We start from the raw sequence: 26,744 nt of genomic DNA on the forward strand, positions 1-26,744 counted from the left end.
TTCCGTCATGCAGATTTTCTGGTTCATTCCCACCCATGGTGATGCCCGCTATCTGGGCACCAGCGAAGGCGCGCGCCAGCTCAGCCACGACTATGTGAAGCAGGTGGCCCAGGCGGCCGACAGCCTGGGCTACGAGGGGGTGCTGATTCCCACGGGCCGCTCCTGCGAGGACCCCTGGGTGGTGGCCTCCAGCTTGCTGCCCGTCACCCAGCGGCTCAAGTTCCTGGTGGCCGTGCGCCCCGGCCTGCATCAGCCCAGCCTCGCGGCACGCATGGCGGCCAGCTTCGACCGGCTCTCGGGCGGGCGGCTGCTGATCAATCTGGTCACGGGCGGCGACCAGGCCGAACTCGAAGGCGACGGCGTGTTCCTCGACCATGCCACGCGCTACGAGCAGTCGGCCGAGTTCATCAGGATCTGGCGCGAGATTCTGGCGCGCAGCCATGAGGGCCGGTCGCTGGACTTCGAAGGCCGACATCTGCAGGTCAAGGGGGCCAAGCTGCTGTTCCCGCCGCTGCAAAAGCCGTATCCGCCCGTGTACTTCGGTGGCTCCTCGCCCGCGGCCCACGAGCTTGCGGCCGAGCAGGTCGATGCCTATCTGACCTGGGGCGAGCCACCGGCCGAGGTCGCGAAGAAGATTGCCGATGTGCGCGCCAAGGCCGAGCGCCATGGCCGCCAGGTCAAGTTCGGCATCCGCCTGCATGTGATAGTGCGCGAGACCGACGAGGAGGCCTGGGCCGATGCCGAGCGCCTGATCAGCCGCCTCAAGGACGAGACCGTGATCCAGGCCCAGGCCGCGTTTGCGCGCATGGACTCCGAAGGCCAGCGCCGCATGGCGGCCTTGCATGCGAGGGCGAGAAACAAGGCCCCCACGCTCGGCACTGACGTGTCCTCGCTGCCCCCCGAGGGGGCCCAATCGCCTAGGGGCGGCCCGTCGGCGATTGGACGCAGCCGCGCAGATCTGGAGATCAGCCCCAATCTCTGGGCCGGCGTGGGCCTGGTGCGCGGCGGCGCGGGCACGGCCCTGGTGGGCAGCGCGCAGACCGTGGCCGAGCGCATCCAGGAATATGCGGAACTGGGCATAGATACCTTTGTGCTCTCGGGCTATCCGCATCTGGAGGAGGCCTACCGCTTCGCGGAGCTGGTCTTCCCGCTGCTGCCAGTGAACGTGCAGCAGAAGCTGGGCGGGGGCAACCCCGGCGGCCCGTTTGGCGAGACCGTGGCCAATCTGTATTCGCCGAGCGCCGTCACGCCGAGCGTCGCCGCACCACGCGACCCGGTCCGTGTCTCGCAAAGCTGAAGGAGTGGGCATGAACGAAATTCAAACCCTGGCCCTGGATCCCGCGGATCAGGCGGCCGAAGCCACGCCGCGCCTGGAGCTGTTCGCGCGGCAGGTCGGCCTGCGGCTGCTGCCCTGGCTGCTGCCCGTGGCGCTGATCGCGATCTGGCAGGCCGCATCGGCCCATGGCTGGCTGTCCACGCGGGTGCTGCCCGCGCCTCTGGACGTGCTGCGTGCGGCCTGGGCTTTGGCCGAATCGGGCGAGCTATGGACCCATGTCAAGGTCAGCGCGGGCCGCGCCTTGCTGGGCCTGGCCATAGGCGGCAGCCTCGGTCTGGCTCTGGGCCTGCTCACGGGATCGCAGCGCTGGGCCGAGACGCTGCTCGACTCCACGATCCAGATGGTGCGCAATATTCCCGCTCTGGCGCTGATTCCGCTGGTCATCCTGTGGTTCGGCATCGACGAGTCGGCCAAGCTGTTCCTGATCAGCATCTCGGTGTTCTTTCCCATCTATCTCAACACCTTCCACGGCATCCGCAATGTGGATCCGGGCCTGATCGAAATGGGCAGGAGCTACGGCCTCACGCGCTGGCAGCTGTATCGCGACATCGTGCTGCCCGGGGCGCTGTCGTCGATTCTCGTGGGCCTGCGCTTTTCGCTGGGGCTGATGTGGGTGATTCTGATCGTGGCCGAGACCATCTCGGCCCAGGCCGGCATAGGCTACCTGACCATGAATGCGCGCGAGTTCCTGCAGACCGATGTGGTGCTGGTGGGGATTCTGCTCTACGCGCTGCTGGGCAAGCTGGCCGATCTGTTTGCGCGCTCGCTGGAGCGCTGGTGGCTGCGCTGGCATCCAAATTATGGGTAACCCCCTGAGCCGCTTTGCGGCTTCCCCCTTCAGGGGGACGACGCCTTCGCCGCAAGGCGGCTCTTGCTCGGCGTCTCTGGATTGAGGGTATGCCAGTTTTTGAAAAAGACAGGAGCTTGTGATGAGCAATTTGTGGAGTCGTTTGACGCAGTCGCTGGTCAGTGCCGGTGCCATGAATGCGCGACAGCCGCTGGTGGCGTGGGAGGCATCGTGGGACGAGGCCGAGGCGCTGCTGGCGAGCGGCCGGCTGTGGCGTGAGGCGAAAGATGCGGCGCCGGAGGAGGCAGACCGCAGCGAACGGCCCGGCGTGCAGCTGCAGACCCAGCAGCTGACCAAACGCTACGGCGAGCGCGAAGTCCTCAAGCAGGTGCAGCTCGATGTGCAGCCCGGTGAATTCATCGCCATCGTGGGCCGCAGCGGCTGCGGCAAGTCCACGCTGCTGCGCCTGGTGGCGGGGCTGGAAGCCGCTAGCTCGGGCCAGTTGCTGATCGATGAGTTAGATGCCAAGCAGGCGAAGCAGGGCACGCGCATCATGTTCCAGGACGCCCGCCTGCTGCCCTGGCTGCGCGTGCTGGACAACGTGATCCTGGGCCTGCCCGACTCGGCGCGCGCCAGGGGTCGCGAGGTGCTGGCCCAGGTCGGCCTGGCGGACCGTGAAAACGAATGGCCGTCGCGGCTGTCGGGCGGCCAGCGCCAGCGTGTGGCCCTGGCGCGCGCACTGGTGCACAGGCCGCGCCTGCTGCTGCTCGACGAGCCCTTGGGCGCGCTGGATGCGCTGACGCGCATCGAGATGCACAGACTCATCGAAGGCCTGTGGCGCAGCCACGGCTTCACGGCCTTGCTGGTCACCCACGATGTGCAGGAGGCCGTGGCCCTTGCCGACCGCGTGGTGCTGATCGAGGACGGGCGCATCGCGCTCGACGAGCGCATAGACCTGCCGCGGCCGCGCGCGCACGGCGATCCCCGCTTTGCGGCGCTGGAGACGCGCATTCTGGATCGCGTGCTGCAAAAGCCCGAGCCGGATGCTGCGCCGCAGCCTGCCGAGCACGGCTGGCCCGGCACTCCTGCCAGCGGACTGCGCTGGGCCATCTGAACCATTAATTTTTTCAAACCGAAAGGAAAACCCATGTCGATTCAAGCCATCAATGTGCGCAACCAGTTCAAGGGCAAGGTCAAGGAAATCATCCGCGGCGACGTGGTCTCGGAAGTGGATGTGGAAACCCCCTGGGGCATCGTGACCTCCGTCATCACCACACGCTCGGTCAACGATCTGGGCCTGGTCGTGGGCTCGGAGGTCGTGGCCTTGGTCAAGTCCACCGAAGTCTCTCTGGCCAAGCTCTAAGTCCATATATCTGGATCGGATCGGCACCCGGCGCAGGTACTGCTTGCGCCGGGTGCTCTCTTTTTTGTGCTGAGCATTGCAAGAGCAACAAATCGGCACGCTCACAGTCAGAGACACCGAGGAAGGGCCTGGGCGGCCCCGCCGCCCCGCACCGAAGGTATCGTCCCCCTCCGCGCAACAGGGAGGGGCGCCCGGCTAGAGGGGGAAGGCGTATAGCGTCTCAGGGGGCACAGCTTCACTCCAGAGTCATCAGCGCCGCATTGCCGCCGGCCGCAGCCGTGTTGTGCGACAGCGCGCGCTCATGCCAGAGCCGCTCCAGCCGCAGCGGCCGGCCCGCGCGGCAGCGGGTGGCCAGGACTATGGGGCCGGGGCGCTGGGCCAGGGCCTGGGCCCATTGCAGGAACTCTGAGTCACCGCATTCCAACAGCGCCGCATCCATGGCCTTGGCGGCCGCGATCTCTGCGGGCGACAGGTCCGCGTCCAGCAGTTCCATATGCTGGCGCAGCTCCGCGGGCAGGCCGGTATACAGCGCTACGCTGGCGGGCGTGTTGACCCATAGCGCCATGGAGCCGCAGCCCAGGGCGGCGGCCAGTTGCTGCAGCAGCATATGCCTGTCCCGGGCCAGGCATAGCATGCGTGGCTTGCCGGTCAGCGCATAGAGATTGCGCTCTCCCGTGGGGCCGGGCAGCAGCCTCGCGGCCTGCAGCTCGGGCAGGGCCTTGGTCAAGCCCTCGCAGCTGGCGGCAAGCGCCGTCTCGCCGTGCTCCACGGCCCAGCGCTGGAGCTGCTGCAGACCTCGCGCGGCAGGCGATGCATGGGCGGGGGGCTGAGCGGTCCCGGCTTGCTGCAGCAGGGTGCACAGCGACTGCAGCGGCGAGGACGGCGCCTGCTGCAGGCGCGGCAGGTACAGCGGCCCGCCGGCCTTGGGGCCCGTGCCCGACAGGCCCTCGCCGCCAAAGGGCTGAACGCCCACCACGGCGCCCACCATATTACGGTTCACATAGAGATTGCCCACCCGGGCCGCCTGGACGACCTGTCTCACGGTCTCGTCGATGCGGGTGTGCAGCCCCATGGTCAGGCCGTAGCCCAGGGCGTTGATGCGGCCCAGCAGCTGCGGCAGCTCGCGCCGCGGGTAGCGCAGCACATGGAGCACGGGGCCGAAGACTTCGCGCTGCAGGCTGTGCAGGTCCTGCAGCTCGATCAGCGTGGGCGGCACGAAATGGCCCTGGCTGGCGATTTCCGGCGGCAGCGGCGCCTGATGGATGCGCAGGCCCTGGGCCCGGAGCCTGGCGATATGCTGCTCTATGCCGGCCTTGGCTTCGGCGTCGATCACGGGGCCGACATCGGTGGCCAGCTTCGCGGGATCGCCGCTGCGCAGCTCCCGCATGGCGCCGACCAGCATGGCCAGCAACCGGTCGGCGCAATCGTCCTGCACGCAGAGCAGGCGCAGGGCCGAGCAGCGCTGGCCCGCGCTGTCGAAGGCCGAGTTCACGATGTCCTGCACGGCCTGCTCGACCAGGGCCGAGGAGTCCACCAGCATCGCGTTCTGGCCGCCGGTCTCGGCCACCAGTACCACGGGCTCGCCGTCGGCGCGCAGCCGCGCCGCGGTCTGACGGTACAGCAGTCGTGCCACTTCGGTGGAGCCCGTGAACAGCACGCCGGCCACGCGCGCATCGGCGACCAGGGCCGCACCCACGGTCTCGCCGCGGCCGGGCAGCAGCTGCAGCACCTCGCCGGGTATGCCGGCCGCATGCAGCAGGCGCACGGCTTCGAGGGCGATCAGCGGCGTCTGCTCGGCGGGCTTGGCCAGCACCGTATTACCCGCGGCCAGCGCGGCCGCGATCTGGCCCGTGAAGATGGCCAGCGGAAAATTCCAGGGGCTGATGCAGACCACGGGGCCTATGCCGGGCGCAAGCCAGCCGGCTTCTGCCTGCCGGCGCAGCTGTGCGGCGTAGTAGCGCAGGAAGTCCGTGGCCTCGCGCACCTCGGCCACGGCGTTGGCCGCGGTCTTGCCGGCTTCGCGCATCAGCAGGCTCATCAGCGGCAGCATCTGTGCCTGATAGGCCTCGGCGGCCGCTTCCAGCAGGGCCGCACGCTGCGCCGCGGCCAGGGCGCTCCAGCCGGGCTGGGCCTGCTCCGCACTTTGCAGCGCCTGCAGAATCTGCGCCGGCGTGGTTTCCTCCACCCGGCCCAGCACCTGGTCCAGCCGGGCCGGGTTGACGACGGCGTCGGCCGACGGCGCCGCCGCGGTCGGAAGTGTCTGCTCCAGGCATAGCGAGAGCGCATCGAGCGCGCGCTCGTCGCTCAGGTCCAGCCCCTGTGAATTGGCGCGCTGCCTGCCCAGCAGCTCGCGCGGGGCCGCGATGCGCGGGTGGGGCAGGCCTATGACTTCCGCGCCGTTTCGGGCCTCGGCCAAGGTCTGGTCTGCGGGGGCTGCTATCAAATCGGCTATGGGCCAGCCGGGGTCGGCAATGCGGTGCACGAACGATGAATTGGCGCCGTTCTCGAGCAGGCGGCGCACCAGATAGGCCAGCAGCGTCTCGTGCGTGCCCACGGGCGCGTAGATGCGGCAAGGCCGGCGCGCGGCCGCATCCCCGGCCTCGACCACCTGGCGGTACAGCGGCTCGCCCATGCCGTGCAGGCATTGGAATTCATAGCGGCCGGCGCTGTAGGGCTCGGTGCCGGCCAGCGCTTCTATGCTGGCGACGGTCTGGGCGTTGTGGGTGGCGAACTGCGGATAGACCGCGTCGGGTGCGGCCAGCAGCCGGCGCGCGCAGGCGATATAGGCCACATCGCTGTGCTGCTTGCGCGTGTAGACCGGGTAGTCGGCCAGGCCGCCCTCCTGGGCGCGCTTGATCTCGCTGTCCCAGTAGGCGCCCTTGACCAGACGCACCATCAGGCGGCGGCCGCTGCGCCGGGCCAGATCGACGAGATAGTCGATCACATAGGGGCAGCGCTTCTGGTAGGCCTGGACCACAAAGCCCAGGCCGTTCCAGCCCCTGAGGCCTGGCGCGTGGGCCAGCTGCTCGAGCAGATCCAGCGAGAGCTCGAGCCGGTCGGCCTCCTCGGCATCGATGTTCAGGCCCATGTCGTAGCCGCGCGCCAGCTCGCACAGCCGCAGCACGCGCGGCAGCAGCTCGGCCATTACGCGCTGCCATTGAGCCCGCGCATAGCGCGGGTGCAGGGCGCTGAGCTTGATGGAAATGCCCGCGCCTTCGTAGATGCCGCGGCCTTTGGCGGCCTTGCCTATGGCATGGATGGCCTCCACATAGGACTGCAGATAGCGCTCGGCATCCTGGGCGGTGAGCGCGGCCTCGCCCAGCATGTCGTAGGAATAGCGAAAGCCTCGGGCCTGGAGCGCGCGCGCGCGCTCCAGCGCCTGCTCTATGGTTTCGCCCATCACGAACTGCTCGCCCATCAGCCGCATCGCCATGTCCACGCCTTTGCGTACCAGCGGCTCGCCGCCCTTGGCCGTGATGCGCTTGAGGGCCGAAAGCAGGCCGGCCTCGCTATGGGTGTCGACCAGCCTGCCCGTGATCACCAGCCCCCAGGCGGCGGCGTTGACGAAGAGCGAGGGGCTGTTGCCCAGATGGGCCTGCCAGTCGCCGCCGCGCAGCTTGTCGCGGATCAAGGCGTCGCGTGTGGCGGCATCGGGAATGCGCAGCAGGGCCTCGGCCAGGCACATCAGCGCCACCCCTTCCTGTGAGGACAGCGAGAACTCCTGCAGCAGGCCCTGGACCAGACCCTCGCGGCCCAGACTGGCGGGCTGGGCGCGCAGCCGCTCGACCAGTGTTTGCGCCTGGGCCGCCACGCGCGCGGCCTGGTCGGCGGGCAGGGTGGCCGCGGGCAGCAAGCGGGCCACGGCTTCGGGCTCGGCCATGCGCGTGGCCGCGGTGATGGCGCGGCGCAGGGCGTCGGCAGGGCGGGCGGGGTCTGGCAGCGGCGTGAAGTTCGACATATAGGCGCGGAGATTCGGGAAGCCCGGCCGCGATCGGGTGCGCGGCCTTCACCATGTCTACAACTGCATAGCATGCGGCCCGCGGGCCGGTGTCTACATAGGGAAAATCATCGCTGGGCCGCTGATGAATGAATCACTATATTGATCTGGATGAAAAGAGGAATTCACCAATGAATAGCGATGCAGTGGTGGATATCGACAGGATTGATCGAAAAATACTGGCAATCCTGCAGATCGATGGCCGCATCTCCAATCTGCGCCTGGCCGAGCAGGTGGCGCTGTCGCCCACGGCCGTGCAAGCGCGTGTGACGCGGCTCACGCGCGACGGCTATATCCTGGGCTACGAGGCGAGGCTGAACCCGCGCAAGCTGGGCGTGGGCATGATCGTGTTCGTGGAGGTGCTGCTGGACCGCACCACGCCCCATGTGTTCGAGGAATTCAAGGCCGCCGTCCTGGCCTATCCGGCCATCATGGAATGCCATATGGTGGCCGGCGGCTTCGACTATCTGCTCAAGACCCGCATGGCCGACATGGCCGCCTACCGCGAGTTTGCGGGCCGCGTGCTGTGGCAGCTGCCGGGCGTGCGCGAAACCCGCACCTATGCGGTGATGGAAGAAGTCAAGGACGAGGCCAGGCTGCCGCTTTGAGAAGGAAGAGTCGAGGAGCTGGCTTCGATCCCTGATCAGCCATGCGGAAATAGGCCTTCACGCTTGGAATTAGAAAAATAATGCCTTGGCTATTCCACGCTGATCGGAAATTTCTCCGATTTTTCAGAATGGGCTTTGGAGGCTGCATAAGAAAACAGCAGGCCGAAAATTATCGATTCTTCGAAATCGCGGCACTCATGTATTGATTGATTTCGCGCAGATCCTTAACTCTCCAGGAGAACGGCGGCAGTTTCACACCATTTTCCTGCAAGGTTCTTGGAATCAGGTCTCCATTTGGACGAAGCACTATCGATGAGACAATAACGCCCGGATAGTCATTTAACCGTTTTTTGAAGGCGGATGTTGTCAGATCGGGTGTGGGAGGATTGCTTTTATTGGCCAATGGTCCTGTTCCTTTGAGATCTGCTCCGTGGCACATGGCACATCTTTGAAAATAGATGTTTTTTCCATTGTCATTGTCCGCGAAGGATAGCGAGGGTTGAATTAATGCCAATATTCCCAGCGAAGCGATGAATGATTTATTGATTTGCATATGGTTTTTATGGATTCGATTTGATTCGAGGGTAGACCCTTGGTGTGATGAGCTTCACCTCATGGCCGACAACAGCTACATATTCTCAACGATTGCTGCTCGCTCTGAGTATTGTCTCTGTATTTGCTCCAAACATTCTTTCATTAGTTGATCCTCGCGAGAAAGCTGCACCACCAGCGCCTGCCATCCAAGTTGTAGAAGAATTTGCGGCATCTCAACAGGGCAGGCGACGGAGTTCCAGCAGGCACCCCGGTTCCGGCCACAGAACGCAGAAAGTTCAATGCGGTCATCAGGTGCCGATCAGTATGAGCGAAGCGATATACCCCATATGCCGTTTTTCTTGACCACGATCCAGAGATTGATATGACGGCTCAGCTCTTCGCCAGTATTTGAGCGCCGCGTATACGTGACTAGAAAATGGACTTTGTTCTGGCTGACCAGGACTGGAGCTTTCGATTCATAGTGTGTAGATGCCCAGCCCGTGCTTTGCAGTCGCTGGAAAAAATCAGAAGGGTGCTGATCAGGAGCATCCCAGAGCAGAGTCTCCGATTCTGAGAGCATCACGTGCGGGAAATGAAGCTGCGCATCCATCCCCGCCAGATCTAGCGAATTGAATGCTTCGGTAAATCTATCCAGGCAACTTGATGCTTCTTCAACGACATCTCGGTCAACTGCGCCGTCGCTTGTCTTGCTGACAAAGGAAAGAAAGCTGCTCATGGACTGCGGCGGGGACCCTTGTTGGTAGAGGTCAATGGTAAATGCAAGACTGCACTGCACCCTTAATCTGTTGGAGGTGGCTGCTTCTGGTCGATGTACGACTGTCGCACTGCGACACAAAGCGGATATCGGAGTGATAAGTGGTGCAATCAACAGAAGCTCACTCTGAGGCAGCCTTGTTGGTCGCCGACTCGGGCCCGAGCCCTGCAGTGCCCATAATCAGGCAATGACTACGATCCGAAATTCCCGTCCCGATGAGGGTGAACGTGCCCTTGAGATTTGGCGCCGCGCGGTTGATGCCACCCATCATTTTCTGACCCCGGAAGACCGCAGAGCCATTGACGCGATGGTTTGCGACTTTCTGCCCAAGGCTCCGCTCTGGTTCGCCGTGGATGCCAACGATTACCCGTTGGCATTCATGCTCATCGACAACGGACATATGGAGGCTTTGTTCGTTGACCCCATATGCCGCCGGACAGGTCTTGGTGCCGCACTGGTTAGTCACGGTCTTTCGCTTCATCCCGGAATGACAACCGATGTCAATGAGCAGAACCTTCAAGCATTAGGTTTCTACGAAAAAATGGGCTTCAAGCGCACGGGTCGCTCTTCGCTTGACGGGCAAGGTCGGCATTACCCAATCATTCACCTGAAATACATCGAGGCCTGATGGGGAATTCAGGCCGATCGCTGCCGCCCGCCAGCGCATAACACCGCCGTCGCCGGCCGGGCTGGCGGAATATGCCGATCGGTTCAGCGCTGTGCCAAGGCCTTTTTGGCAGGCTCATGGCCCTGGTCCGCGGCACGCTGCAGCCAGTCTTGGGCGAGCTTGGCATTCTTTTTCACACCCAGGCCGTCCCTGTACAAAGTCCCCAGGGCATATTGGGCCGGCGCATCCTGCTGCTCGGCTGCCAGCCGGTACCACTTCACCGCTTCGGCCAGATTCTTTTTCACACCCTCGCCGCTCTCATACAAGGTGCCCAGGTTGTACTGGGCCTTGGCATAGCCCTGGTTGGCCGCCATGGCGAACCATTTGGCGGCTTCGGCGTAATTGGGGCGCTCGAAGCCTTTGCCCAGGTACTGAAACACGCCGATGTTGTACTGCGCCAGCATATTGCCTCGCAGGGCAGAGTTCAGGTTCTCCATGTATTCCATGGACTGCACAAACGATCCCGCGCCGGGGGACGCAGCGGAGAGCTCCTCCAGACGCTGCGCTGCGCCCGCGTGCTTGTACTTCACCGCCTGGGTGTAATAGGCGATCGCTTCCTTTTCGTTGCGGTATTCCCCCTCGCCTTGTTCGAACAGGCGGCCGAGTTCATAGAACGCCTCGCCCGATCCTTGGACAGCCACGCCGTGCAGCAGCAGTACGGCTCGCTTGTAGTCAGGGGCCATGCCCTGGCCCTCGAAGTAAATCTTGCCCAGCAGCAATTGGGCCTTCTTCACCCCTTTGTCCGCCAGCGGGGTCAGCCAGTTTGCGGCCTCGGCGCGGTTCTGCTCCACGCCTTCGCCCAGGTAATACATCTCGGCCACGGTGAACTGCGCAAGCATGTCGGCTTGCCGGGCCGCGGCCATATTCCAGCGGAATGAGGCTTGCAGATCCCGAGGGACCAGCTTGCCATCGCGGTAGAGAAGGCCCGGGATTTTTTGCGCCGCCAGCGACTCTTGCTGCGCAGCCCGCTCCAGCCACGCCACACCTGCTGCCACGTCCTTCTCAACCGCCTCGCCCTTCACGTAAAGGGTTCCGAGCAGGTTTTGCGCATCCGGATTCCCGCTATTGGCGGCCTGGCGAATGCGCGCCAGACCTTCTTGCGGATTCTTTTCCACGCCTTCGGCACCGAGCGCATACACCAGACCCAACAGATACTGGGACGGCGCATGATTCTGGTCGACCGCCAGGCGGAGCCAGTGCAGGGCCTGGTCGGCATTCTTTTCCACGCCCTAGCCGTAAAGATAGGCTTTTCCCAACTCGTACTGGGCCGTCGTCTCGCCGGCTTTCGCGGCATTGACCGTCTCGCTGGGCTGGGCCTGCGCGTAGCCCAAAGCGGCCAGCCCGACAGCAACAATCCAGGCCCTAAACCATCGCACACGCATTTCTACTCCCTCAATTCTTCTTAATAATGATTGAGTATATAGAGTCAATGCTTTACCCACCCATCGTGGGCAGCTATCAAAACAATACCGGGCGCGGCGGCTGAAAATGCGCTGTGCAGCCTGGCTTGAAGCCAAGCTGTGATTGGCGCAACACGACGTTGAGCGGCGATTGAGGCATCGACTTGAACTTGTTACCTTCTTGCTTCGGTCAGCATGCGCACGGCCAGGCCTGCGAGGACCGTTCCCATCAACCATCGTTGGACCGAGATCCAGGTGGGGCGGCTGGAAAGAAACATTGCGATCGACCCCGCAAGCACGGTAATCGTGGCATTCACGCTCACACTGATCGTAATTTGCGTGAAGCCCAGTACCAGCGACTGGGACAGCACGTTGCCATGTTCGGGGTTGATGAACTGCGGCAGAAGCGACAGATACATCACGGCAATCTTCGGGTTGAGCAGATTTGTCAGAAACCCCATCAGGAATAGCTTTTTGGGGCCGTCCTGCGGAAGGTTCCTGATTTCGAACGGAGAGCGGCCTCCCGGCTTGACGGCCTGCCATGCCAGATAAATCAGATACAGGGCCCCGCCAATGCGCAATGCGTCGTAGGCATACGGGACAGCCATGACGATTGCCGTAATGCCTAGCGCAGCGCACATCATGTAGAACACAAAGCCAAGAGCGACGCCGCCCAGGGAGATAAGGCCCGCAGTGCGTCCCTGGCATATTGACCGGGAGATCAGATACACCATATTGGGCCCTGGCGTGAGCACCATCCCAAGAGAAATAAGACCGAAAGCAAACAAGTTCTCAAAATTGGGCATAACAGTTTCTTCAGCGACGCGATGTTTTCAATATATCAGCCGAATCCTGCTCCTGGCCGAGGCGCGGCGTTTTCGGTGCGGCTCAGGGCAGCGGTGAATTCAGGCAATCGATGCCGTTGTTTGGGTTGACCCGGTTAACCTAGTCCGGGCCGTTGGCATTCATCACTTCTTCGGCTTGAATGCCATTGGCAGCCTGGAAATACCGCGCAAACAAAGTGCATGGAGTTGGGGCTAAGCCGCATCGCAAGGCCGCATCGATCCGAACGAGCGGTCGAATAGCCCCGCGCCCCATTTGCTGCGAACAGGAAACACCTTTCAGGATGGCATCAGCCCCACAGAGCCGGCTTGTTGACCATCAGATAGTAGGTGCCGGCCATGGCGATAAAGGCCGGGTAGCCCAGGGCTTCCCAGCGCAGCTGGTACTGCCGATACAGCGGGGGTAGCGGTGTGGCGCCGGCCTGGGCCTGTGCCGCCACGGCCGCCATGCGTACCTGCAACCACACCACGGGCAGCCAGCAAAGGCCGGCCAGCGCATACAGGCCCAGCGACAGTGCCAGCCAGGGCGTGGTCAGCGGCCAGCCCGCCATATGCGCCATGGTCAGGCCGGTGGCAGGCTGGATGAAGACGCAGGGCGTGGTGAACCACCAGTCCGCGCGCACCACCAGGCGGCTGACCACGGCCTGGGCCGCGACCGAGCCGCTGCGGTTGGCAAAGAACATATAGAAAGCCGAACCCAGGCCCGTGCCTACGAGCAGCACGCTGGAGAGTATGTGCAGGGTCTTGAGCAGCAGATAGGTATTCATGGTTCGAGTTTGGAGGAGCGTGGACAGATGTTTTCGGGCTGCAGCAGAAACCACAGCATGGCGGCCAGCGGCAGGTTCTTGAGCAGCGGCCCCAGCGGATGCAGCCACAGCGCGGGCTGCAGCACGGTGCCGACCAGCGTCATGGCCGTCATCAGCGTCAGCGCGGCCAGATAGCTGGCGCGGCCCGGGCGCAGCAGCAGGGCGATGCCTATGAACAGGTCGGCCAGCAGGCCGGACCAGATCAGCAGGGCCTGCCAGCGCGCATCGGCGATGCCGCCAGCGGCCAGCAGGCGCGCGCCTTCGTGGTCCAGCCCCGAGAGGCCGAGATGGTCGAGCGCGCTCACGGCCGCCGTGCCCAGCCAGACGATGACCAGGCTGGCATGCATGGCGCGCCGTGCGGAACTGTGTTGGCTCATGACTTGCGCGTCCTGCTCTGGCTCTCGGGCAGGGTGGCATACAGCCGGCCGGGTGGCACGCCCTCACGCCCCAGCAGCTTGGCCAGTGTCTGCGGATCCGTCACGTTATGGCTTTGCAGCAGGGTCAGGGTTTCGGTGCACCAGGGCAGGGCGCTGATGCGGTCGCCCACGCGCGCGCTGAGCTCGGCAGCCCAGCGCGGCATGGTCAGCGCGAGCGCGGAACTCCGTCCCATCTGGCCGCGCAGGCTGGCGATCAGACTGCCCAGGGTCAGGGCCTCGGGCCCGCCTATATTGATGACGCCGCTGGGCGCCTCGCTGGTGGCCAGCTGGGCCAGCACCTGGGCCAGATCCCGTACCGCCACGGGCTGGACATGGCTGGACTGCATGGCCTGGGGCAGCAGCAGCGCGGGCAGCTTGGCCAGGCTCATGAACAGCTCGGTGCTGGCGCCGCCCGCGCCGAAGATGATGCTGGGCCGGACCACCACGCCGTTGAGCCGGCCGGCCTGGTTGAGCGCCAGCAGATGCTCGTCGGCGGCGCGCTTGGTGCTGGCGTAGCGCGTGGCGCTGTCGGCCACGCCCAGGGCCGAGACCTGCACCACGCGCTGCACGCCGGCCTGGGCGCAGGCATCGAACAGGGCGATGGGGGCATCGGTATGCAGGGTCTGCAGCGACTGCCTGGGAGTGTCGCGCAGAGCGCCCACGGCATTGACCACGGCTTCCACGCTCTGCAGATGGGCCAGCCAGTCGTCGGCCTGGGTCAGGTCGGCAAAATCCAGCGCGGGGTCGGAGTGGCGGCTGCGCACCACGGGGTCATGCCCCTGTTGCACCAGTGCGTTGACGATATGCCGCCCCAGAAAGCCCGTACCGCCACAGATCAGAACTCGCATACGCTACTCCTTTGTAATTTTCTGCCTGAGCAGAAATTCGGACCGCATCCTCACTCCTTGCCGCTGCCGCGCACAAAGCGCTGCACGCTGGCGCCCAGCCGCAGTATCTTGTCCAGCGTGGCCGGCGACAGGCGCAGCATCTCGTCGGTCCAGACGCCCAGCGAGTCCATGAGGCGCAGCGTCTCGTGCACGCGGTCCTGGGCATCGGGCGTTTCCTGCTCGAACTCGGGCCGGGCAATGAGCTCGCGCAGCAGCGCGCTGGTGGGGTCGAACTCGCGCTGCTTGCGCTCGCGCACGATGGTGCGCAGCAGCTCCCAGACATCGGCCGAGGTTTCGAAATACTCGCGCCGGTCGCCGCTTTTGCGGCTGACGCGGATCAGCTGCCAGCTGAGCAGCTCCTTGAGGCTGGTGCTCACATTGGAGCGGGCGGCGCCCAGGGTTTCACAGATCTCGTCGGCATTGAGCGGACGACCGTGGAAGAACAGCAGCGCATGGATCTGCGCCACGGTGCGGTTCACGCCCCAGGCGTTGCCCATGTCTCCCCAGTGGCGTACAAAGCGTTCGGCGATAGGACTCAGTTGCATGATTCAAAGTGTGTCTTTGGTCGAAATTTCTGTCAATACAGAAATTTGTAATTTGCATTGCATGAAAATGCGGCTCGGGGAGACGGCTGTTGCGGCCGGTGGCAGAGAGGAATCGGGGTCTGGCTCACGGTTTCTTTGAGGCCGGAAAAGCGCCGCGTTTCCGGCAGCGGTACGCGCGCCCTAGAATGACGGGCAGAAGAGGGGCGCCTTGCCCCGGATAGGGAGGGGACTTCATGACCGCTGCATCCGTCTTGCGAGCCACGCTTGTTCTGTCGGCCTGTGCCATGGCCCAGGCGGCATCGGCCGCCTGCTATTTCGTCTATGCGCCGAATAACGAGCTGATTTACCGCTCCAACCGCTCGCCCGTGGACCTGTCGCTGCCGCTGCATATGACGGTACCCCGGCTTTCGCCGGGCGCCACCATGTATTTCTCGCTGGACGAGTTCAACTGCGCCACCGAGGTCAACCTGATTGCCGAACGCGCCCAGACGGCAGAGGCTCGCAGCCGCCGCGAGCGTCTCCTGCGCGAGTCTGAGCGCTTCTGATTGCATAGCTGCAAGCGCCTACTAAACAAGGGTCAAGCCGGGTTTTGACTGAAAATCCCGGCGTCGGATGGGTGTGAGTCGCGCGGTTTTTTGCCGTGGTCGGCTCTCGGGTATGGGGCGGCCTGAGACAATCGGGCCACCATGAGTGAATCCCGCGACAACAAAATTCCCGAAAACCTGCCCCAAGTCCCCTCTGATGCCCCGGCGCTGCCCGAGGGCTGGCTGGAAGTGCTGTCCATGGACATGGACGCCCAGGGCGTGGCCCGCAAGCCCGACGGCAAGGTGGTGTTCATTGATGGCGCGCTGCCCGGCGAAATCGTCAGCGCCAACACCCACCGCAAGAAGAACAACTGGGAAGCGGCCACGCTGACCGAGATCCACCGCGAATCCTCCCAGCGCGTGACGCCCGGCTGCCCCAATTTCGGTCTGCATGCGGGCGCCTGCGGCGGCTGCAAGATGCAGCACATGCACGTGGCGGCCCAGGTGGCCATCAAGCAGCGCGTGCTGGAAGACAACCTCTGGCATCTGGCCAAGGTCAAGCCCGAGACGCTGCTGCGTCCCATCGAAGGTCCGGCCTGGGGCTACCGTTTTCGTTCGCGCCTGTCGGTGCGCTATGTGGTCAAGAAGAACAAGGTGCTGGTGGGCTTCCACGAGCGCAAGAGCCGCTATATCGCCGACATGGAGGTCTGCAAGATACTGCCGCCCCATGTGGATGCCATGCTGATGCCCATGCGGGAGCTGATCGGCAGCCTGGACGCGCGCGAGACCTGCCCGCAGATCGAGGTGGCCTGCGGCGATCAGGTGACGGCCCTGGTGCTGCGCCACCTGGAGCCGCTGTCGGACGCCGACAAGCAGCGCCTGCGCGACTTTGCGGCCCAGCAGAACATCCAATGGTGGCTGCAGCCCAAGGGCCCGGATACCGTGCATCTGATGGAAGAGGGCGGCCCGCAGCTGTGCTACGGCCTGCCGGACTTCGGCATCACCATGCCGTTCAAGCCCACGGACTTCACCCAGGTCAATCCGCATATCAACCGCGTGCTGGTCACGCGCTCGCTGCGCCTGCTCGATGCGCAAAAGAGCGAGCGCGTGATCGACTGGTTCTGCGGCCTGGGCAACTTCACGTTGCCGATTGCCACCATGGCGCGCGAGGTGCTGGGCATTGAGGGTTCGGAAACCCTGGTCAAGCGTTCGCACGAGAACTATGCGGCCAACAATGCCACGCGCGCCGAGAGCGACAAGCTGGCGCCCACGGGCTTTGTGGCGCGCAATCTGTTCGAGATGACGCCGGCCATGCTGATTGCCGACGGCAATGCCGACAAGTGGCTGGTCGATCCCCCGCGCGAAGGTGCGTTTGCTCTGTCCAAGGCGCTGGCCGACATCCACCAGATCCGCATTGGCGCCAAGCAGGTCGGCGTGGCCACCGAAGAGCAGCCGGATCTGCTGCCGCCGCTGCCCGAAGGCCAGGAAGGCTGGCAGTTCCCCAAGCGCATCGTCTACGTGAGCTGCAACCCCGCCACGCTGGCGCGCGATGCGGGCCTGCTGGTGCATCAGGCCGGCTACCGCTGCGTGGCCGCCGGCGTGGTCAATATGTTCCCGCATACAGCCCATGTGGAAAGCATGGCCGTGTTCGAGCGCGCGGACTAAGCAAACCCGGTGCCGGCCCGAAGCCGGCGCCCCAAAAACAAAAGCCGTGGTGCTGGCGCACACACGGCTTTTGTTTTTGGGGCTGTGGGGGGCTTAGCTGCGGTTGCGGCCGTTGTCGGGTTCGGCGCTGCCGCGCTTTTCGGGGGCATTCTGGCCCAGCACGGAGGGCACGCCTTCGATCTTGTTGGCGCGCATGTATTCGTCCATATCCTTCCAGCCCGCAAACACCAGGGACTTGGGAGACTTGGGGTTCAGGGTATAGCAGTCCTCCAGCCCGCGCATGGCGTGGCGGCAGGCGCCGCCTACGGCCTTGGCCTCGGCCTCGCGCGCCACGGCGCGCGGATCGGGTCCCAGACCCGGAATGTCTTCAATCTTGCAGCCCGCCAGCACCAGGGGGAGCAGGGCAGCGGCAAGCACGCGGGGCAGGTGGTTTGGCTTCATCTTGTCTCCTATATCGGCAGTTCCGGGCAGAAGTTGAGGTTCGGCGCGAAAAAATTGCTCGAGCCCCTCTCAGCCCGCATCAGGACTCCCGGCAGAACTCGCCATTACCCAGTATTTTGCGGCCCTGGCTGGTGAATCGGTGGCGCTCCCAGACGAAGCTTTCTTCCAGGCATTGATCGTGCTCGTAATTTTCCCAGTGGGCCTTGATGAGCCTGCTGTCGGGCCGAAAGCTCAGCGCCAGGGAGGCGTAGTCTTCTCCGCTGGCGGGGAAGCGATATACCTTGCCCGTGGACACATCGCCCGCGAACACCAGGCGGCAACCCGTGCCGCAGCCGATCTCGATGAGGGCCAGATGGCCGGCAAAGTTGACTCCATCCTTCATGCCGTTGCCGATGCGGGTTCTGTACATTGCGAACGATCTGTCCCGGCCCTTGAAGTCGGGCAGGCGGACACTGCCTTGATAGGCCTGCGCCGGGTAGCGGCCGAAGGGCGGGTCTGCAGCGGGTTCCGCGCTTGCAGAAGAGACGGCCGCCGCAGCAAGCACAAAGCTCAGGATCTTGTTCATGGACCGCATGCTAAATAAAAAAGGAGTGCCGTGGCACTCCTTTGTATTTGGCTCAAGCCAAGGCTCAGTCGCGTTCGCCGCCCATGATGCCCAGCAGGGCCAGCAGGCTCTGGAACACGTTGAACAGGTCCAGGTACAGGGCCAGGGTGGCGCTGATGTAGTTGGTTTCGCCGCCGTCGATGATCTGCTTGAGGTCATACAGCATGTAGGCCGAGAAGATGCCGATGGCCAGCATGGAGATCGCCATCATGCCCGCGGTGGAGCCCACGAAGATGTTGATGATGGAGCCCAGCATCAGCACCAGGGCGCCCACGAACAGGAACTTGCCCATGCCCGACAGGTCGCGCTTGATCACGGTGGCCAGCATGGCCATCACGAAGAACACGCCAGCAGTACCGGCGAAGGCCGTCATGATCAGCTGCGTGCCGTTGGAGAAGCCCAGAATCATGCCGATCAGGCGCGACAGCATCAGGCCCATGAAGAAGGTGAAGCCCAGCAGCACGGGCACGCCGGCGGCGCTGTGCTTGGTCTTCTCGATCGCGTACATGAAGCCGAACGCGCCGACCATGAACACGATCAGGCCCACGGCGCCGCGCAGCGATGCCGTGATACCGGTGGCCACGCCCAGCCAAGCGCCCAGCACGGTGGGAATCAGGCTGAGTGCCAGCAGCCAGTAGGTATTGCGCAAGACACGGTTGCGCTCTTGCTGCGAGACACCGTAGCCCGCAGAGCCCAGTGTGGTGACTTGTTCGTTCATGTGGCCATTCCTCCTTCAGAAATTGTGTGTGTAAACATTGTCATTCTAGGTGGGGGTGTTGAGAAGCCCTTGCAATACCCCGTTGCAATGCAGCAGTTTTAGGATCGAATGTTTTTCACATGCGATCTACTTTTGCCTACAAAGTACAGAATATGCTTGCCACATTGAAAATCCAACGGAGCCTTGTACCTTTATGAAGACCAAGCACGAACTCGAACTGGCCGACGTGAAAGCCATTGCCGCAGCCGCCGAAGCCGAAGCACTGAAGAACGGCTGGCCCGTGACGATCTCCATCGTCGACGACGGTGGCCACCTGCTGTGGCTGCAGCGTCTGGATGGCGCTGCAGCGATTTCCTCGCACATCGCTCCCGCCAAGGCTCGCTCTGCCGCCATCGGTCGCAAGGACACCAAGGCCTTCGAGGACATGATCAACAACGGCCGCACGGCCTTCCTGAGCGCGCCTTTTGTCGACGGTCTGCTCGAAGGCGGCGTGGCCATCGTCAAGGACGGCCAGTGCCTGGGCGCCGTGGGCGTCTCCGGTGTGAAGGCCAATGAGGACGCACAGGTCGCCAAGGCCGGTATCGCCGCCCTGGGCCTGTAATCGCCCCGCCCCGGCTCCGCCGATCGGCAGAGCCAAAAAAACAAACCCCTGCCGCGTTTTGCGCGCAGGGGTTTGTTTTTTGGGGTGAAAGCCATGAGGAAAAAACGCGTGGCTGGGCGAGATGTGAGCGACAGAGAGGGCTGACGCTTGACAGCAGGCTTGGCTGGCGAATACGACACCTGCGGTGTCGCCCCACGATGAAACGGATTACTTGGTCAGAATGAGCTTGCCCAGCCGGGTGGCTTGCAGGCGGTAGGGCGTGCCGTTATGCACGATGGTCACGGCCTTCTGGCCGTTGAGCAGCAGGGCGCTGTCCAGATGGTGGCTGGAGGCCGTTGCTGCAGGCCCTGTGGGTGCTGCCATCTCCATGGTGCGGTGTGGCTGTGAGTTCGCGACAAGCGGTGCAGACATGCCGATGATTCCTTGCGTTTGAATTTTTGCTAATGATAACCATTCTCAATTAAAACGCAAGCACCAGCGGCTGAAATGGCGGATATTTTTTGTGCCGTGCGACTGCCGGTGTCCGGTTTCGGAGCCTGAGAGAGGCGGCCAGCGCAGGCACGCCAAGGCCGGGAGGGCGCTCTCTCATGGCTGACAGCCATAAAAAAACGGCCCGTCATGGGCCGTTGTTGCAGGCGGGGCTGAGCCCGCTTATTTGCTCGGATCGGTCACGAAACCGATCTTCTTGACGCCCGCGCGCTGGGCGGCGGCCATGGCCTGGGCCACGCGTTCGTAGCGCACCTCCTTGTCGCCGCGAATATGCAGATCGGGCTGGGGCTCCTTGGCGGCCTCGGCCTGGAGATTGGTCTCGAGCTGCTCGTCGCTGACCGCCTGGCCGTTCCAGGAATATTTGCCGTCCGCCGTGATGCCCAGCTGCACGGTGGCGGGCTTGGCGTCCTCGGGCTGGTTGGTTGCGCGGGGCAGATCCACGTTGACCGAATGCTTCATCACGGGCACGGTGATGATGAAGATGATGAGCAGCACCAGCATGACGTCCACCAGGGGCGTCATATTGATCTCGTTCATCACCTCGTCGCCGCCCTCGTCGTCCATGGTTCCGAATGACATGGCTTAAGCGCCTTTCTTCAGCGGCAGGACATTGCCCGAGACCTGGCCGTCCACGGAAACGCGGGCGCCGGTCACAAAGTAGGCATGCACGTCATGGGCAAAGCTGTTGAGCGCATTCAGTATGGACTTGTTGCCGCGCACCAGGGCGTTGTAGCCCAGCACGGCGGGAATGGCCACGGCCAGGCCCAGGGCCGTCATGATCAGGGCCTCGCCGATGGGGCCGGCCACCTTGTCGATGGAGGACTGGCCCGACATGCCGATGGCCACCAGCGCGTGGTAGATGCCCCAGACCGTGCCGAACAGGCCGATGAAGGGGGCGGTGGAGCCCACCGAGGCCAGGATGGCCAGGCCCGATTGCAGGCGGGCCGTGAATTCATTGATGCCATTGCGCAGGCAGCGCGTCACCCAGTCGCTGATGTCCAGGGTGTCGTGCAGATGGGCGCTGGTCTTGCGGTGGTGGGCCGTGGCTTCGCGGCCTTCGATCACCATGAAGCGGAAGGGATTGGCCTTGTCGTGGCCCAGCATTTCCAGGCCCGAGGCCAGGTCCGGGCTATGCCAGAAGTCCCGCGAGCTCGTGGCGTACTTCTTGAACTTCACGATGTCCAGGGCCTTGATGAGGATGACCAGCCAAGAGGCCACCGACATGGCCAGCAAGATGATGGCCACGGCACGGGTCACGAAGTCGCCCTGTGTCCAGACGTGGGCAATGCCGAATTGGGATTCCATGGGTACTCCTGAGAACTGCGGATTTATTTGAGAACAAAGTTGATGGGAACAATGTGCCACATGGCTTCGGCAACGCCGTTGCGCTTGCCGGGCACAAACTTCCAGCGTTGCACGGTGTTGATGGCAGTCTCGTCGAGGCGGTCATAGCCGCTGGACTGCTTGATCTCGACCTTTTCGGGCTGGCCCTGCTCGTTGATGTAGACGCGCAGCAGGACCTTGCCTTGCTCGCCCATGCGCTTGCTCACCGAAGGATAGGCGGGGGCGGGGTTGTTCAGATAGGCCGCATTGCTGGAGGGCTGCTCTATCTTGGGAGGAGCGGGCGGCGCCGGTGGCGCCGGGGGAGCGGGTGCAGCCACGGGTGCTGCAGGTGCGGGCGGGGTCTTGTCCGGCTTGCTGTCGCTGTCTTCCGTGCTGCCGCGCGGGGCCGTGGGCACGGGCGTGGGGTCCTTGATGGCTTTGGGCAGCGGCGGCGCCTTCTGGACCTCGGGCTTGGGCTGGGGCTTGGTCTGCGGTTTGGGCGCTGGGGCCGGAGGAGCCGGGGGCGGCGGAGCCGGCGGCTTGGGTTCGGGCGCCGGCGGAGTCACAAACTCGGCAATCACACTGGCTGGAACCACCACCTCGGGCGGGTTTTGCTGTGCCAGACCATGCTGCATGGCCCACAGGGCGGCAGCGTGCACGACAACCACAGCGCCGGCCACTGCCATATTGCGGCCTAGGCCGTTGGCAGGAGCAAATCGATCAAACTGGGACATAGAGGCGAGAAAGGCAAGCAGCGCGGGCTGGAATCGGAAGCGAAAAGCGCTGGCTATCGAAGCAGTGTAAGCCGGCGCGATGACATCAGTCGCGCAGGATCCACCAGGTGCAGGCCATCACGAGAATCAGGCTGCCGAAGACGGCTGAGAGGATGGAGAGGTGGGCCATGCTTTGCTTTCCAGGATGTTGGCGGCAAGCTGAACCGTCTGCGCAGGAGCGCTGGCGTGTGATTCGTTGTGGATGGCCGCAATCGGGTGGCTGGAGCAGCATTGCGCCACCACATCGCGGGCGCAGCTTTCGCAGCGTCCGCATTGCGTGGCAACACCCAATTCAAACTGGATTTCATCAAAGCTCATGCCCGCATGCGCGTGGCGTGCTATCTCTCGGTCGGAAACCCGGCGGCATACACAGACGATCATGGCTACAGGCAGTTGTGGCTGGCTATTGAGGTGATAGCGGGATTATAAATGCGAATCCATCGCATTTGCAATGTGTGCCTTCGCAGAACACCCAGTCAGCGAATGGTTAAGACCTCGGGCCCTATGTCGGCAAGCCGCGCGCAGCCCGTCTGCGCCATGGCCAGCTCGAACTCGGCGCGCAGCAGGTACAGCATATGCGCGACCCCGGCCATGCCGGCCACGGCCAGCGCGTGCATCTGCGGGCGGCCCAGCATGACGGCGCTGGCCCCCAGCGCCAGTGCCTTGAGCATGTCGGTGCCGTAGCGCACGCCGCTGTCCAGCAGCAGCGGCACATGGGCGGGGACCGCCGCGCGCATGGCCGGCAGCACCTCCAGGGGCGAAACCGCGCCGTCGAGCACGCGACCGCCATGGTTGGAGACCACGATGGCATCGGCGCCCAGTTGCGCAGCCCTGGCGGCCGCGCGCGCCGACAGCAGGCCTTTGACGATGAGCGGCAGCCGGGTCTGCTGGCGCAGCCAGGTCAGATCGTCCCAGGTGGGGGCGCTGCGGGCCAGTTCGGTGCCGAACAGGATCTGCTCGCTCATCAGGTCGCCGCTCTGGCGCTGCTGAGGCATGCCGCGCAGATTGGCGGCCTCCACGCCGGGCGGCAACGGATAGGAGGAGCGCTTGATATGCGCGTCTACGGTCCAGATCAGGGCCTGATAGCCGGCGTCCTCGGCGCGCCGGATCAGCGACAGGCTGTGCTCGCGCCTGGCTTGCTGGTAGAGCTGGAACCATAGCGGGCCGCAGCGCCCCAGCTCCTGCGCGGCGGCGCTGGCGGCCTGGGCAATTTCCTCCAGCGTATAGCTCGACAGGGTGCTGACGACCATGCCCGTGCGCATGGCCATGGCTGCGCGGGCCGTGGCCAGTTCGCCGTCGCTGTGCGCCAGCCGCTGGTAGGCCACGGGTGCCAGCAACAGCGGCCATTGCAGGTTCTGGCCGCAGAGGCTGACCAGCGTGCTGGCCTGGGAGAGGTCGGCCAGCGGCTCCGGGCAAAGCCGCAGTTCGTCGAAGGCCTGGCGGTTGTGCGCGAGGGTCAGGTTCTGGTCGGAGCCGCCCTCCAGGTGCGCCCAGGCAAGGGCCTCCATATGCTCGCTGGCCAGGCGGCCATAGTCGGCAAGCGAGCCCATGCCGGCCGGTACGCGCAGCAGCGGCGCAGCGACGGGGCGGCCCGCGGCATTGAGTGCGGCGCCGCTCATGCCTCGGCCCACATGCGCAGCAGGTTGTGATAGGTGCCGGACAGCGAGGCCAGGCGCGGATGTTCGGGCTGCTCCTGGGTGAGCTGCTGGATGCTCTGGTCCAGATCGAACAGCAGGCGGCGCTGCTCGGCCGACTTGATCAGGCTGTGGGTCCAGAAGAAGGAGCCATAGCGCGTGCCACGGGTCACGGGGTTGACGCGGTGCAGGCTGGTGCCCGGGTAGACGATGGCGTCGCCGGCCGGCAGCTTCACGCTTTGCTGACCGTAGGTGTCTTCCACCATCAGCTCACCGCCTTCGTATTCATCGGGCTCGCTGAAGAAGACCGTGGTGGAGACATCGGTTCTCACCTTGATGGCCGTGCCCGGAATGGTGAAGAAGGCGTTGTCGATATGGTTGCCATAGGTGCCGCCGCCCTCGTAGCGGTTGAAGCGCGGCGGCAGCACCTTCAACGGCAGGGCTGCCGACATGAACAAAGGGTTGCGGCCCAGCCGGTCCAGGATCAGGTCGCCGATCTGCTGGCCGACCTGGCTGTCCAGCGGCAGCTGCAGATTGCTTTTGACCTGCACTGCGATATGGCCGGCTGTGGCTTTGCCATCTTGCCAGGAGGCAGCTTCCAGTGCCAGGCGGCACTGGCGGACTTCATCGGGGGTGAGCAAGGCGGGGATGCGAAGCAGCATGGGATGTAAATGATTGGCTCCCTCAAAGCGAGGGAGGACTCAAGGATAAAGAAAAAGCCCCAACGCAATGGTTGCGTGGGGCTTGATCCGTCACAAGCAAACGCTCTTTAGAAGCGTGCCTGCAGCGTTGCGATCACTGCACGACCATAGCCGGGGGTGGCGTAGTGGGTGGTGTAGGTCGAAGCGTAATAGTCCTTGTTGGTCAGGTTCTGGATATTCACCTGCAGAGCCAGGTTCGGCGTGAACTTGTAGCTGACCATGGCGTCAAACCGCACGTAGCCAGGGATGGCGCGGGTGATCAGATGACCGTCGTTGGTATAGCCGTAGCCACCCACAGCTTCGCTTTGAGCAAAGGCCCCCAGGCCGATGGAGAGCTTGTTGTCGGGGCGGTAGTTGGCCCACAGGCTCAGGCTGTGCTTGGGGGTGTTGGGGAAGGCGAGACCGGTACCGGCGACAGGCTTGCCTGCGAGCGCGCCCGATGTCACTGTGCCGATATTGTTCTGGGTGCTATCCATATAGGTATAGCCCGCGAATACATCGATTTCCTTGGTCACGCGACCGGTCAGGCCCAGCTCAAGGCCGTCCACGGTCTTCTTGCCCACCATGGATGCGGTGTTGCCTGTGGGGTCAATAATGCGCGCGTTGGTGGTTTCATTGCGGAAGATCGCAGCGGTCACGCCCAGACGCTTGTCCAGCAGGTCCCACTTGGTGCCCAGTTCAATAGAACGGGTCTTCTCAGGCTTGAGCAGATCGGCGTTCTTGATGGGTGTGCGGCCGCTGGTAGGGTCCAGGGTTGCATCTGCGCCTTGGCCCAAACCGTTGTTGGCTGGTGTGGAGGAGGAGCCCACATTGGCATAGATGCTGCCATTGGGTTGCACCTTGTAGACCAGACCCAGTTGGTAGTTCAGCAGATTGTCGTTGCGGCTGTATTCTGTGCCGCCGGTGTTGATGACGCTGGTGCTGTAGTGATCAAATCGCAGACCGCCGTTCAAGATCCACTGAGGGGCCAGTGTGACCGTGTCAAACGCATAGACCGATGCGGTATCGGTCTTGTAATTGGTCCACAGGTTGTTGCGCACCATGGAGCCTGTCCATGGATCATTGCCATTTGGTGCGGCCAAGCTGGTGCACATATAGGGCGAACCGCTGGGGCACTGGTTGGTGTTGGCGATGGCCTTGCCATTGGCGTCCACCATGCTGTAGCTATCTAGCTTGGAGCGCTCCGTGGACAGCTCCAAGCCTACGGCATAGCTGTGCTTGAGGCTGCCGGTTTCGGTCTTGCCGGTCAGCTCGGTCGCGTTTTGCAGAGTGAAAGTCTTGCTGTAGCGAGAGTTGAAGCGACGCCAGACTTGGCCGTTGGCGGTGTTGCCCTGGCTGTCATCGGGCTGGGTCCAGATGTAGTCCTGCGTCGAGCCGCTCCAGCGCAGCGTGTTGCGCAGTTGGTTGGTGTCGCTGAACTTGTGGATGTAAGTGGCGCTGACTTGGTCGCTGTCTTCCTTGTACTTGTCGCGCGCTTTGAGACCGTACCAGTTGTTGCGGTTGCCGCCATTGGTCGGGCGCAGCGTGACGTCGCTGGTCTGATTCAGAACGGCCTTGTTGTAGTAATAAGGGATGCCGCCATCAGGAATATTGTCGCTGCTGATGTGCTGGTAGCTCAGAGTCAGCTGGTCGGGGGTACCCAGGCCAAACGTGACGGTAGGCGCAATACCCCAGCGCTTGTTTTTGGGGCCATCGCGTCCAGGAATCTCGGCGTCGTGCGCCATGGCGTTCAAACGGATGGCTGTGGTGTCGTTGATCACACGGTTCAGATCAACAGTGCCGCGCTTGTAATCAGCATTGCCCACGCTCAGATCTGCGTTGAAGAAATTTTCCTTCTTCGCAGTCTTGGTTGTCATATTGATGGAGCCGCCTGCACCACCGCGACCGCCATAAGCCGAGTCCGCACCCTTGATGACTTCCACGGACTCGATGTTGAACATTTCGCGCGAACCTGCAGCGATATCGCGCACGCCGTCGACGTAAATGCTGCCCTGCGCATCATTGCCGCGAATGAAGGGGCGATCGCCGGTGGGGTTGCCGCCTTCGCCGGAGCCGAAGGTGATGCCAGGACTCAGGCGCAACGCATCGACCAGCGTCGTGCTACCGGTTTGCTGAATCACCTCTTGAGGGATGACATTGACCGTCTTTGGAGTGTCGATCAGAGGAGCGGTGAACTTGCCCTGAGATGTCGTTTCCGCCTTCAACGGATTGTCCGCCGTGGCTTCCACCTGCACGGTGGAGAGTGTGGTCTCTTGGGCAAAGGCGCCGGCGCTCATCAGGCACAGGCCTGCCGCAATCACGATCTGCT

30 protein-coding genes are annotated in these 26,744 nt (G+C 63.6%); 9 read left to right on the forward strand and 21 right to left on the reverse strand.

Annotation, left to right across the window (positions count from 1 at the left end; translation table 11 throughout):
- The first annotated feature begins 7 nt into the window (after positions 1–7).
- The 4 genes from AB6724_RS17915 to AB6724_RS17930 all read left to right on the forward strand — a co-directional run bounded on the left by AB6724_RS17915 (position 8) and on the right by AB6724_RS17930 (position 3,486).
- Complete coding sequence (locus AB6724_RS17915; RefSeq protein ID WP_369339890.1) at positions 8–1,297, forward strand: FMNH2-dependent alkanesulfonate monooxygenase; 1,290 nt, start codon at positions 8–10, stop codon at positions 1,295–1,297.
- 10 nt (positions 1,298–1,307) lie between these two features.
- Complete coding sequence (ssuC, locus tag AB6724_RS17920; protein ID WP_369339891.1) at positions 1,308–2,144, forward strand: aliphatic sulfonate ABC transporter permease SsuC; 837 nt, start codon at positions 1,308–1,310, stop codon at positions 2,142–2,144.
- 121 nt (positions 2,145–2,265) lie between these two features.
- The gene (locus AB6724_RS17925) at positions 2,266–3,237 is read left to right on the forward strand and encodes an ATP-binding cassette domain-containing protein (protein WP_369339892.1); all 972 of its coding nucleotides are present in this window, start codon (positions 2,266–2,268) and stop codon (positions 3,235–3,237) included.
- 33 nt (positions 3,238–3,270) lie between these two features.
- Positions 3,271–3,486: a TOBE domain-containing protein gene (locus AB6724_RS17930; RefSeq protein WP_369339893.1), complete on the forward strand. Its 216-nt coding sequence runs from the start codon at positions 3,271–3,273 to the stop codon at positions 3,484–3,486.
- A gap of 235 nt (positions 3,487–3,721) precedes the next feature.
- Here AB6724_RS17930 and putA read toward each other — a convergent pair whose 3' ends face one another.
- Entirely contained in the window at positions 3,722–7,444 is a 3,723-nt protein-coding gene (gene putA, locus AB6724_RS17935) for a trifunctional transcriptional regulator/proline dehydrogenase/L-glutamate gamma-semialdehyde dehydrogenase (RefSeq protein WP_369339894.1), read from the reverse strand.
- Between the two features lie 170 nt (positions 7,445–7,614).
- Between putA and AB6724_RS17940 the strand changes: the two genes are divergently transcribed.
- On the forward strand, positions 7,615–8,091 hold the full coding sequence (locus AB6724_RS17940) for an Lrp/AsnC ligand binding domain-containing protein (RefSeq protein ID WP_369339895.1): 477 nt from the start codon (positions 7,615–7,617) through the stop codon (positions 8,089–8,091).
- Positions 8,092–8,260: 169 nt separating this feature from the next.
- Here the strand turns inward: AB6724_RS17940 and AB6724_RS17945 are convergent, their stop codons facing one another.
- Positions 8,261–8,644, reverse strand: a complete 384-nt coding sequence (locus AB6724_RS17945) for a c-type cytochrome (RefSeq protein WP_369339896.1) — start codon at positions 8,642–8,644, stop codon at positions 8,261–8,263.
- A 300-nt stretch (positions 8,645–8,944) separates the two neighbouring features.
- Positions 8,945–9,361, reverse strand: a complete 417-nt coding sequence (locus AB6724_RS17950; RefSeq protein WP_369339897.1) for a DUF6841 family protein — start codon at positions 9,359–9,361, stop codon at positions 8,945–8,947.
- A gap of 226 nt (positions 9,362–9,587) precedes the next feature.
- Between AB6724_RS17950 and AB6724_RS17955 the strand changes: the two genes are divergently transcribed.
- Entirely contained in the window at positions 9,588–10,028 is a 441-nt protein-coding gene (locus AB6724_RS17955; RefSeq protein ID WP_369339898.1) for an acetyltransferase, read from the forward strand.
- Between the two features lie 83 nt (positions 10,029–10,111).
- On the opposite strand, the gene AB6724_RS17960 is transcribed toward AB6724_RS17955, so the two are convergent.
- From AB6724_RS17960 to AB6724_RS17990, 7 genes are all read right to left on the reverse strand, one after another.
- Positions 10,112–11,293: a tetratricopeptide repeat protein gene (locus AB6724_RS17960; protein ID WP_369339899.1), complete on the reverse strand. Its 1,182-nt coding sequence runs from the start codon at positions 11,291–11,293 to the stop codon at positions 10,112–10,114.
- 3 nt (positions 11,294–11,296) lie between these two features.
- Entirely contained in the window at positions 11,297–11,449 is a 153-nt protein-coding gene (locus AB6724_RS17965) for a hypothetical protein (RefSeq protein WP_369339900.1), read from the reverse strand.
- 191 nt (positions 11,450–11,640) lie between these two features.
- Positions 11,641–12,273 carry a LysE family translocator gene (locus AB6724_RS17970; RefSeq protein WP_369339901.1) on the reverse strand — a complete coding sequence of 211 codons (633 nt, stop codon included), beginning with the start codon at positions 12,271–12,273 and terminating at the stop codon, positions 11,641–11,643.
- A 326-nt stretch (positions 12,274–12,599) separates the two neighbouring features.
- Complete coding sequence (locus tag AB6724_RS17975) at positions 12,600–13,076, reverse strand: DUF2269 family protein (RefSeq protein WP_369339902.1); 477 nt, start codon at positions 13,074–13,076, stop codon at positions 12,600–12,602.
- Positions 13,073–13,492, reverse strand: coding sequence for a DoxX-like family protein (locus tag AB6724_RS17980; protein ID WP_369339903.1), 420 nt, complete (start codon positions 13,490–13,492; stop codon positions 13,073–13,075). Before AB6724_RS17980 ends, AB6724_RS17975 begins: the two co-directional genes overlap by 4 nt.
- Entirely contained in the window at positions 13,489–14,379 is an 891-nt protein-coding gene (locus AB6724_RS17985; RefSeq protein WP_369339904.1) for an NAD-dependent epimerase/dehydratase family protein, read from the reverse strand. Before AB6724_RS17985 ends, AB6724_RS17980 begins: the two co-directional genes overlap by 4 nt.
- Before the next feature lie 50 nt (positions 14,380–14,429).
- The gene (locus tag AB6724_RS17990; RefSeq protein WP_369339905.1) at positions 14,430–14,963 is read right to left on the reverse strand and encodes a GbsR/MarR family transcriptional regulator; all 534 of its coding nucleotides are present in this window, start codon (positions 14,961–14,963) and stop codon (positions 14,430–14,432) included.
- Between the two features lie 233 nt (positions 14,964–15,196).
- Here AB6724_RS17990 and AB6724_RS17995 point away from each other — a divergent pair, with 233 nt between their 5' ends.
- On the forward strand, positions 15,197–15,508 hold the full coding sequence (locus AB6724_RS17995; RefSeq protein ID WP_369339906.1) for a hypothetical protein: 312 nt from the start codon (positions 15,197–15,199) through the stop codon (positions 15,506–15,508).
- A gap of 141 nt (positions 15,509–15,649) precedes the next feature.
- Positions 15,650–17,152, forward strand: coding sequence for a 23S rRNA (uracil(1939)-C(5))-methyltransferase RlmD (gene rlmD / locus AB6724_RS18000; RefSeq protein WP_369339907.1), 1,503 nt, complete (start codon positions 15,650–15,652; stop codon positions 17,150–17,152).
- A gap of 93 nt (positions 17,153–17,245) precedes the next feature.
- Here the strand turns inward: rlmD and AB6724_RS18005 are convergent, their stop codons facing one another.
- The 3 genes from AB6724_RS18005 to AB6724_RS18015 form a co-directional block, all read right to left on the reverse strand.
- The gene (locus AB6724_RS18005) at positions 17,246–17,593 is read right to left on the reverse strand and encodes a hypothetical protein (RefSeq protein ID WP_369339908.1); all 348 of its coding nucleotides are present in this window, start codon (positions 17,591–17,593) and stop codon (positions 17,246–17,248) included.
- A gap of 79 nt (positions 17,594–17,672) precedes the next feature.
- Positions 17,673–18,158 carry a hypothetical protein gene (locus AB6724_RS18010; RefSeq protein ID WP_369339909.1) on the reverse strand — a complete coding sequence of 162 codons (486 nt, stop codon included), beginning with the start codon at positions 18,156–18,158 and terminating at the stop codon, positions 17,673–17,675.
- Between the two features lie 64 nt (positions 18,159–18,222).
- Entirely contained in the window at positions 18,223–18,915 is a 693-nt protein-coding gene (locus tag AB6724_RS18015; RefSeq protein WP_369339910.1) for a Bax inhibitor-1/YccA family protein, read from the reverse strand.
- A gap of 193 nt (positions 18,916–19,108) precedes the next feature.
- Between AB6724_RS18015 and AB6724_RS18020 the strand changes: the two genes are divergently transcribed.
- Positions 19,109–19,516, forward strand: coding sequence for a GlcG/HbpS family heme-binding protein (locus tag AB6724_RS18020; RefSeq protein ID WP_369339911.1), 408 nt, complete (start codon positions 19,109–19,111; stop codon positions 19,514–19,516).
- Between the two features lie 207 nt (positions 19,517–19,723).
- Here AB6724_RS18020 and hemP read toward each other — a convergent pair whose 3' ends face one another.
- The 8 genes from hemP to AB6724_RS18060 form a co-directional block, all read right to left on the reverse strand.
- Complete coding sequence (gene hemP, locus AB6724_RS18025; RefSeq protein ID WP_439329893.1) at positions 19,724–19,885, reverse strand: hemin uptake protein HemP; 162 nt, start codon at positions 19,883–19,885, stop codon at positions 19,724–19,726.
- A 282-nt stretch (positions 19,886–20,167) separates the two neighbouring features.
- Entirely contained in the window at positions 20,168–20,584 is a 417-nt protein-coding gene (locus tag AB6724_RS18030) for an ExbD/TolR family protein (RefSeq protein WP_369339912.1), read from the reverse strand.
- Positions 20,585–20,587: 3 nt separating this feature from the next.
- A complete protein-coding gene (locus AB6724_RS18035) occupies positions 20,588–21,310 on the reverse strand; it encodes a MotA/TolQ/ExbB proton channel family protein (protein WP_369339913.1) in 723 nt (240 codons plus the stop codon).
- Positions 21,311–21,333: 23 nt separating this feature from the next.
- Positions 21,334–22,062, reverse strand: a complete 729-nt coding sequence (locus AB6724_RS18040) for an energy transducer TonB (RefSeq protein ID WP_369339914.1) — start codon at positions 22,060–22,062, stop codon at positions 21,334–21,336.
- A gap of 126 nt (positions 22,063–22,188) precedes the next feature.
- Positions 22,189–22,482 carry a (2Fe-2S)-binding protein gene (locus AB6724_RS18045; protein WP_369339915.1) on the reverse strand — a complete coding sequence of 98 codons (294 nt, stop codon included), beginning with the start codon at positions 22,480–22,482 and terminating at the stop codon, positions 22,189–22,191.
- Positions 22,483–22,577: 95 nt separating this feature from the next.
- Positions 22,578–23,720, reverse strand: coding sequence for an alpha-hydroxy acid oxidase (locus AB6724_RS18050; RefSeq protein WP_369339916.1), 1,143 nt, complete (start codon positions 23,718–23,720; stop codon positions 22,578–22,580).
- Positions 23,717–24,397 (reverse strand): Fe2+-dependent dioxygenase, encoded by a 681-nt coding sequence (locus AB6724_RS18055; RefSeq protein WP_369339917.1) that lies wholly within the window; start codon positions 24,395–24,397, stop codon positions 23,717–23,719. The genes AB6724_RS18050 and AB6724_RS18055 overlap by 4 nt, the downstream gene beginning before the upstream one ends.
- A 107-nt stretch (positions 24,398–24,504) precedes the next feature.
- Entirely contained in the window at positions 24,505–26,712 is a 2,208-nt protein-coding gene (locus tag AB6724_RS18060) for a TonB-dependent receptor (protein WP_369339941.1), read from the reverse strand.
- Between the last annotated feature and the right edge of the window lie 32 nt (positions 26,713–26,744).

The sequence above is a fragment of the Comamonas guangdongensis genome, assembly GCF_041079535.1.
Taxonomy (GTDB): domain Bacteria; phylum Pseudomonadota; class Gammaproteobacteria; order Burkholderiales; family Burkholderiaceae_C; genus Comamonas; species Comamonas guangdongensis.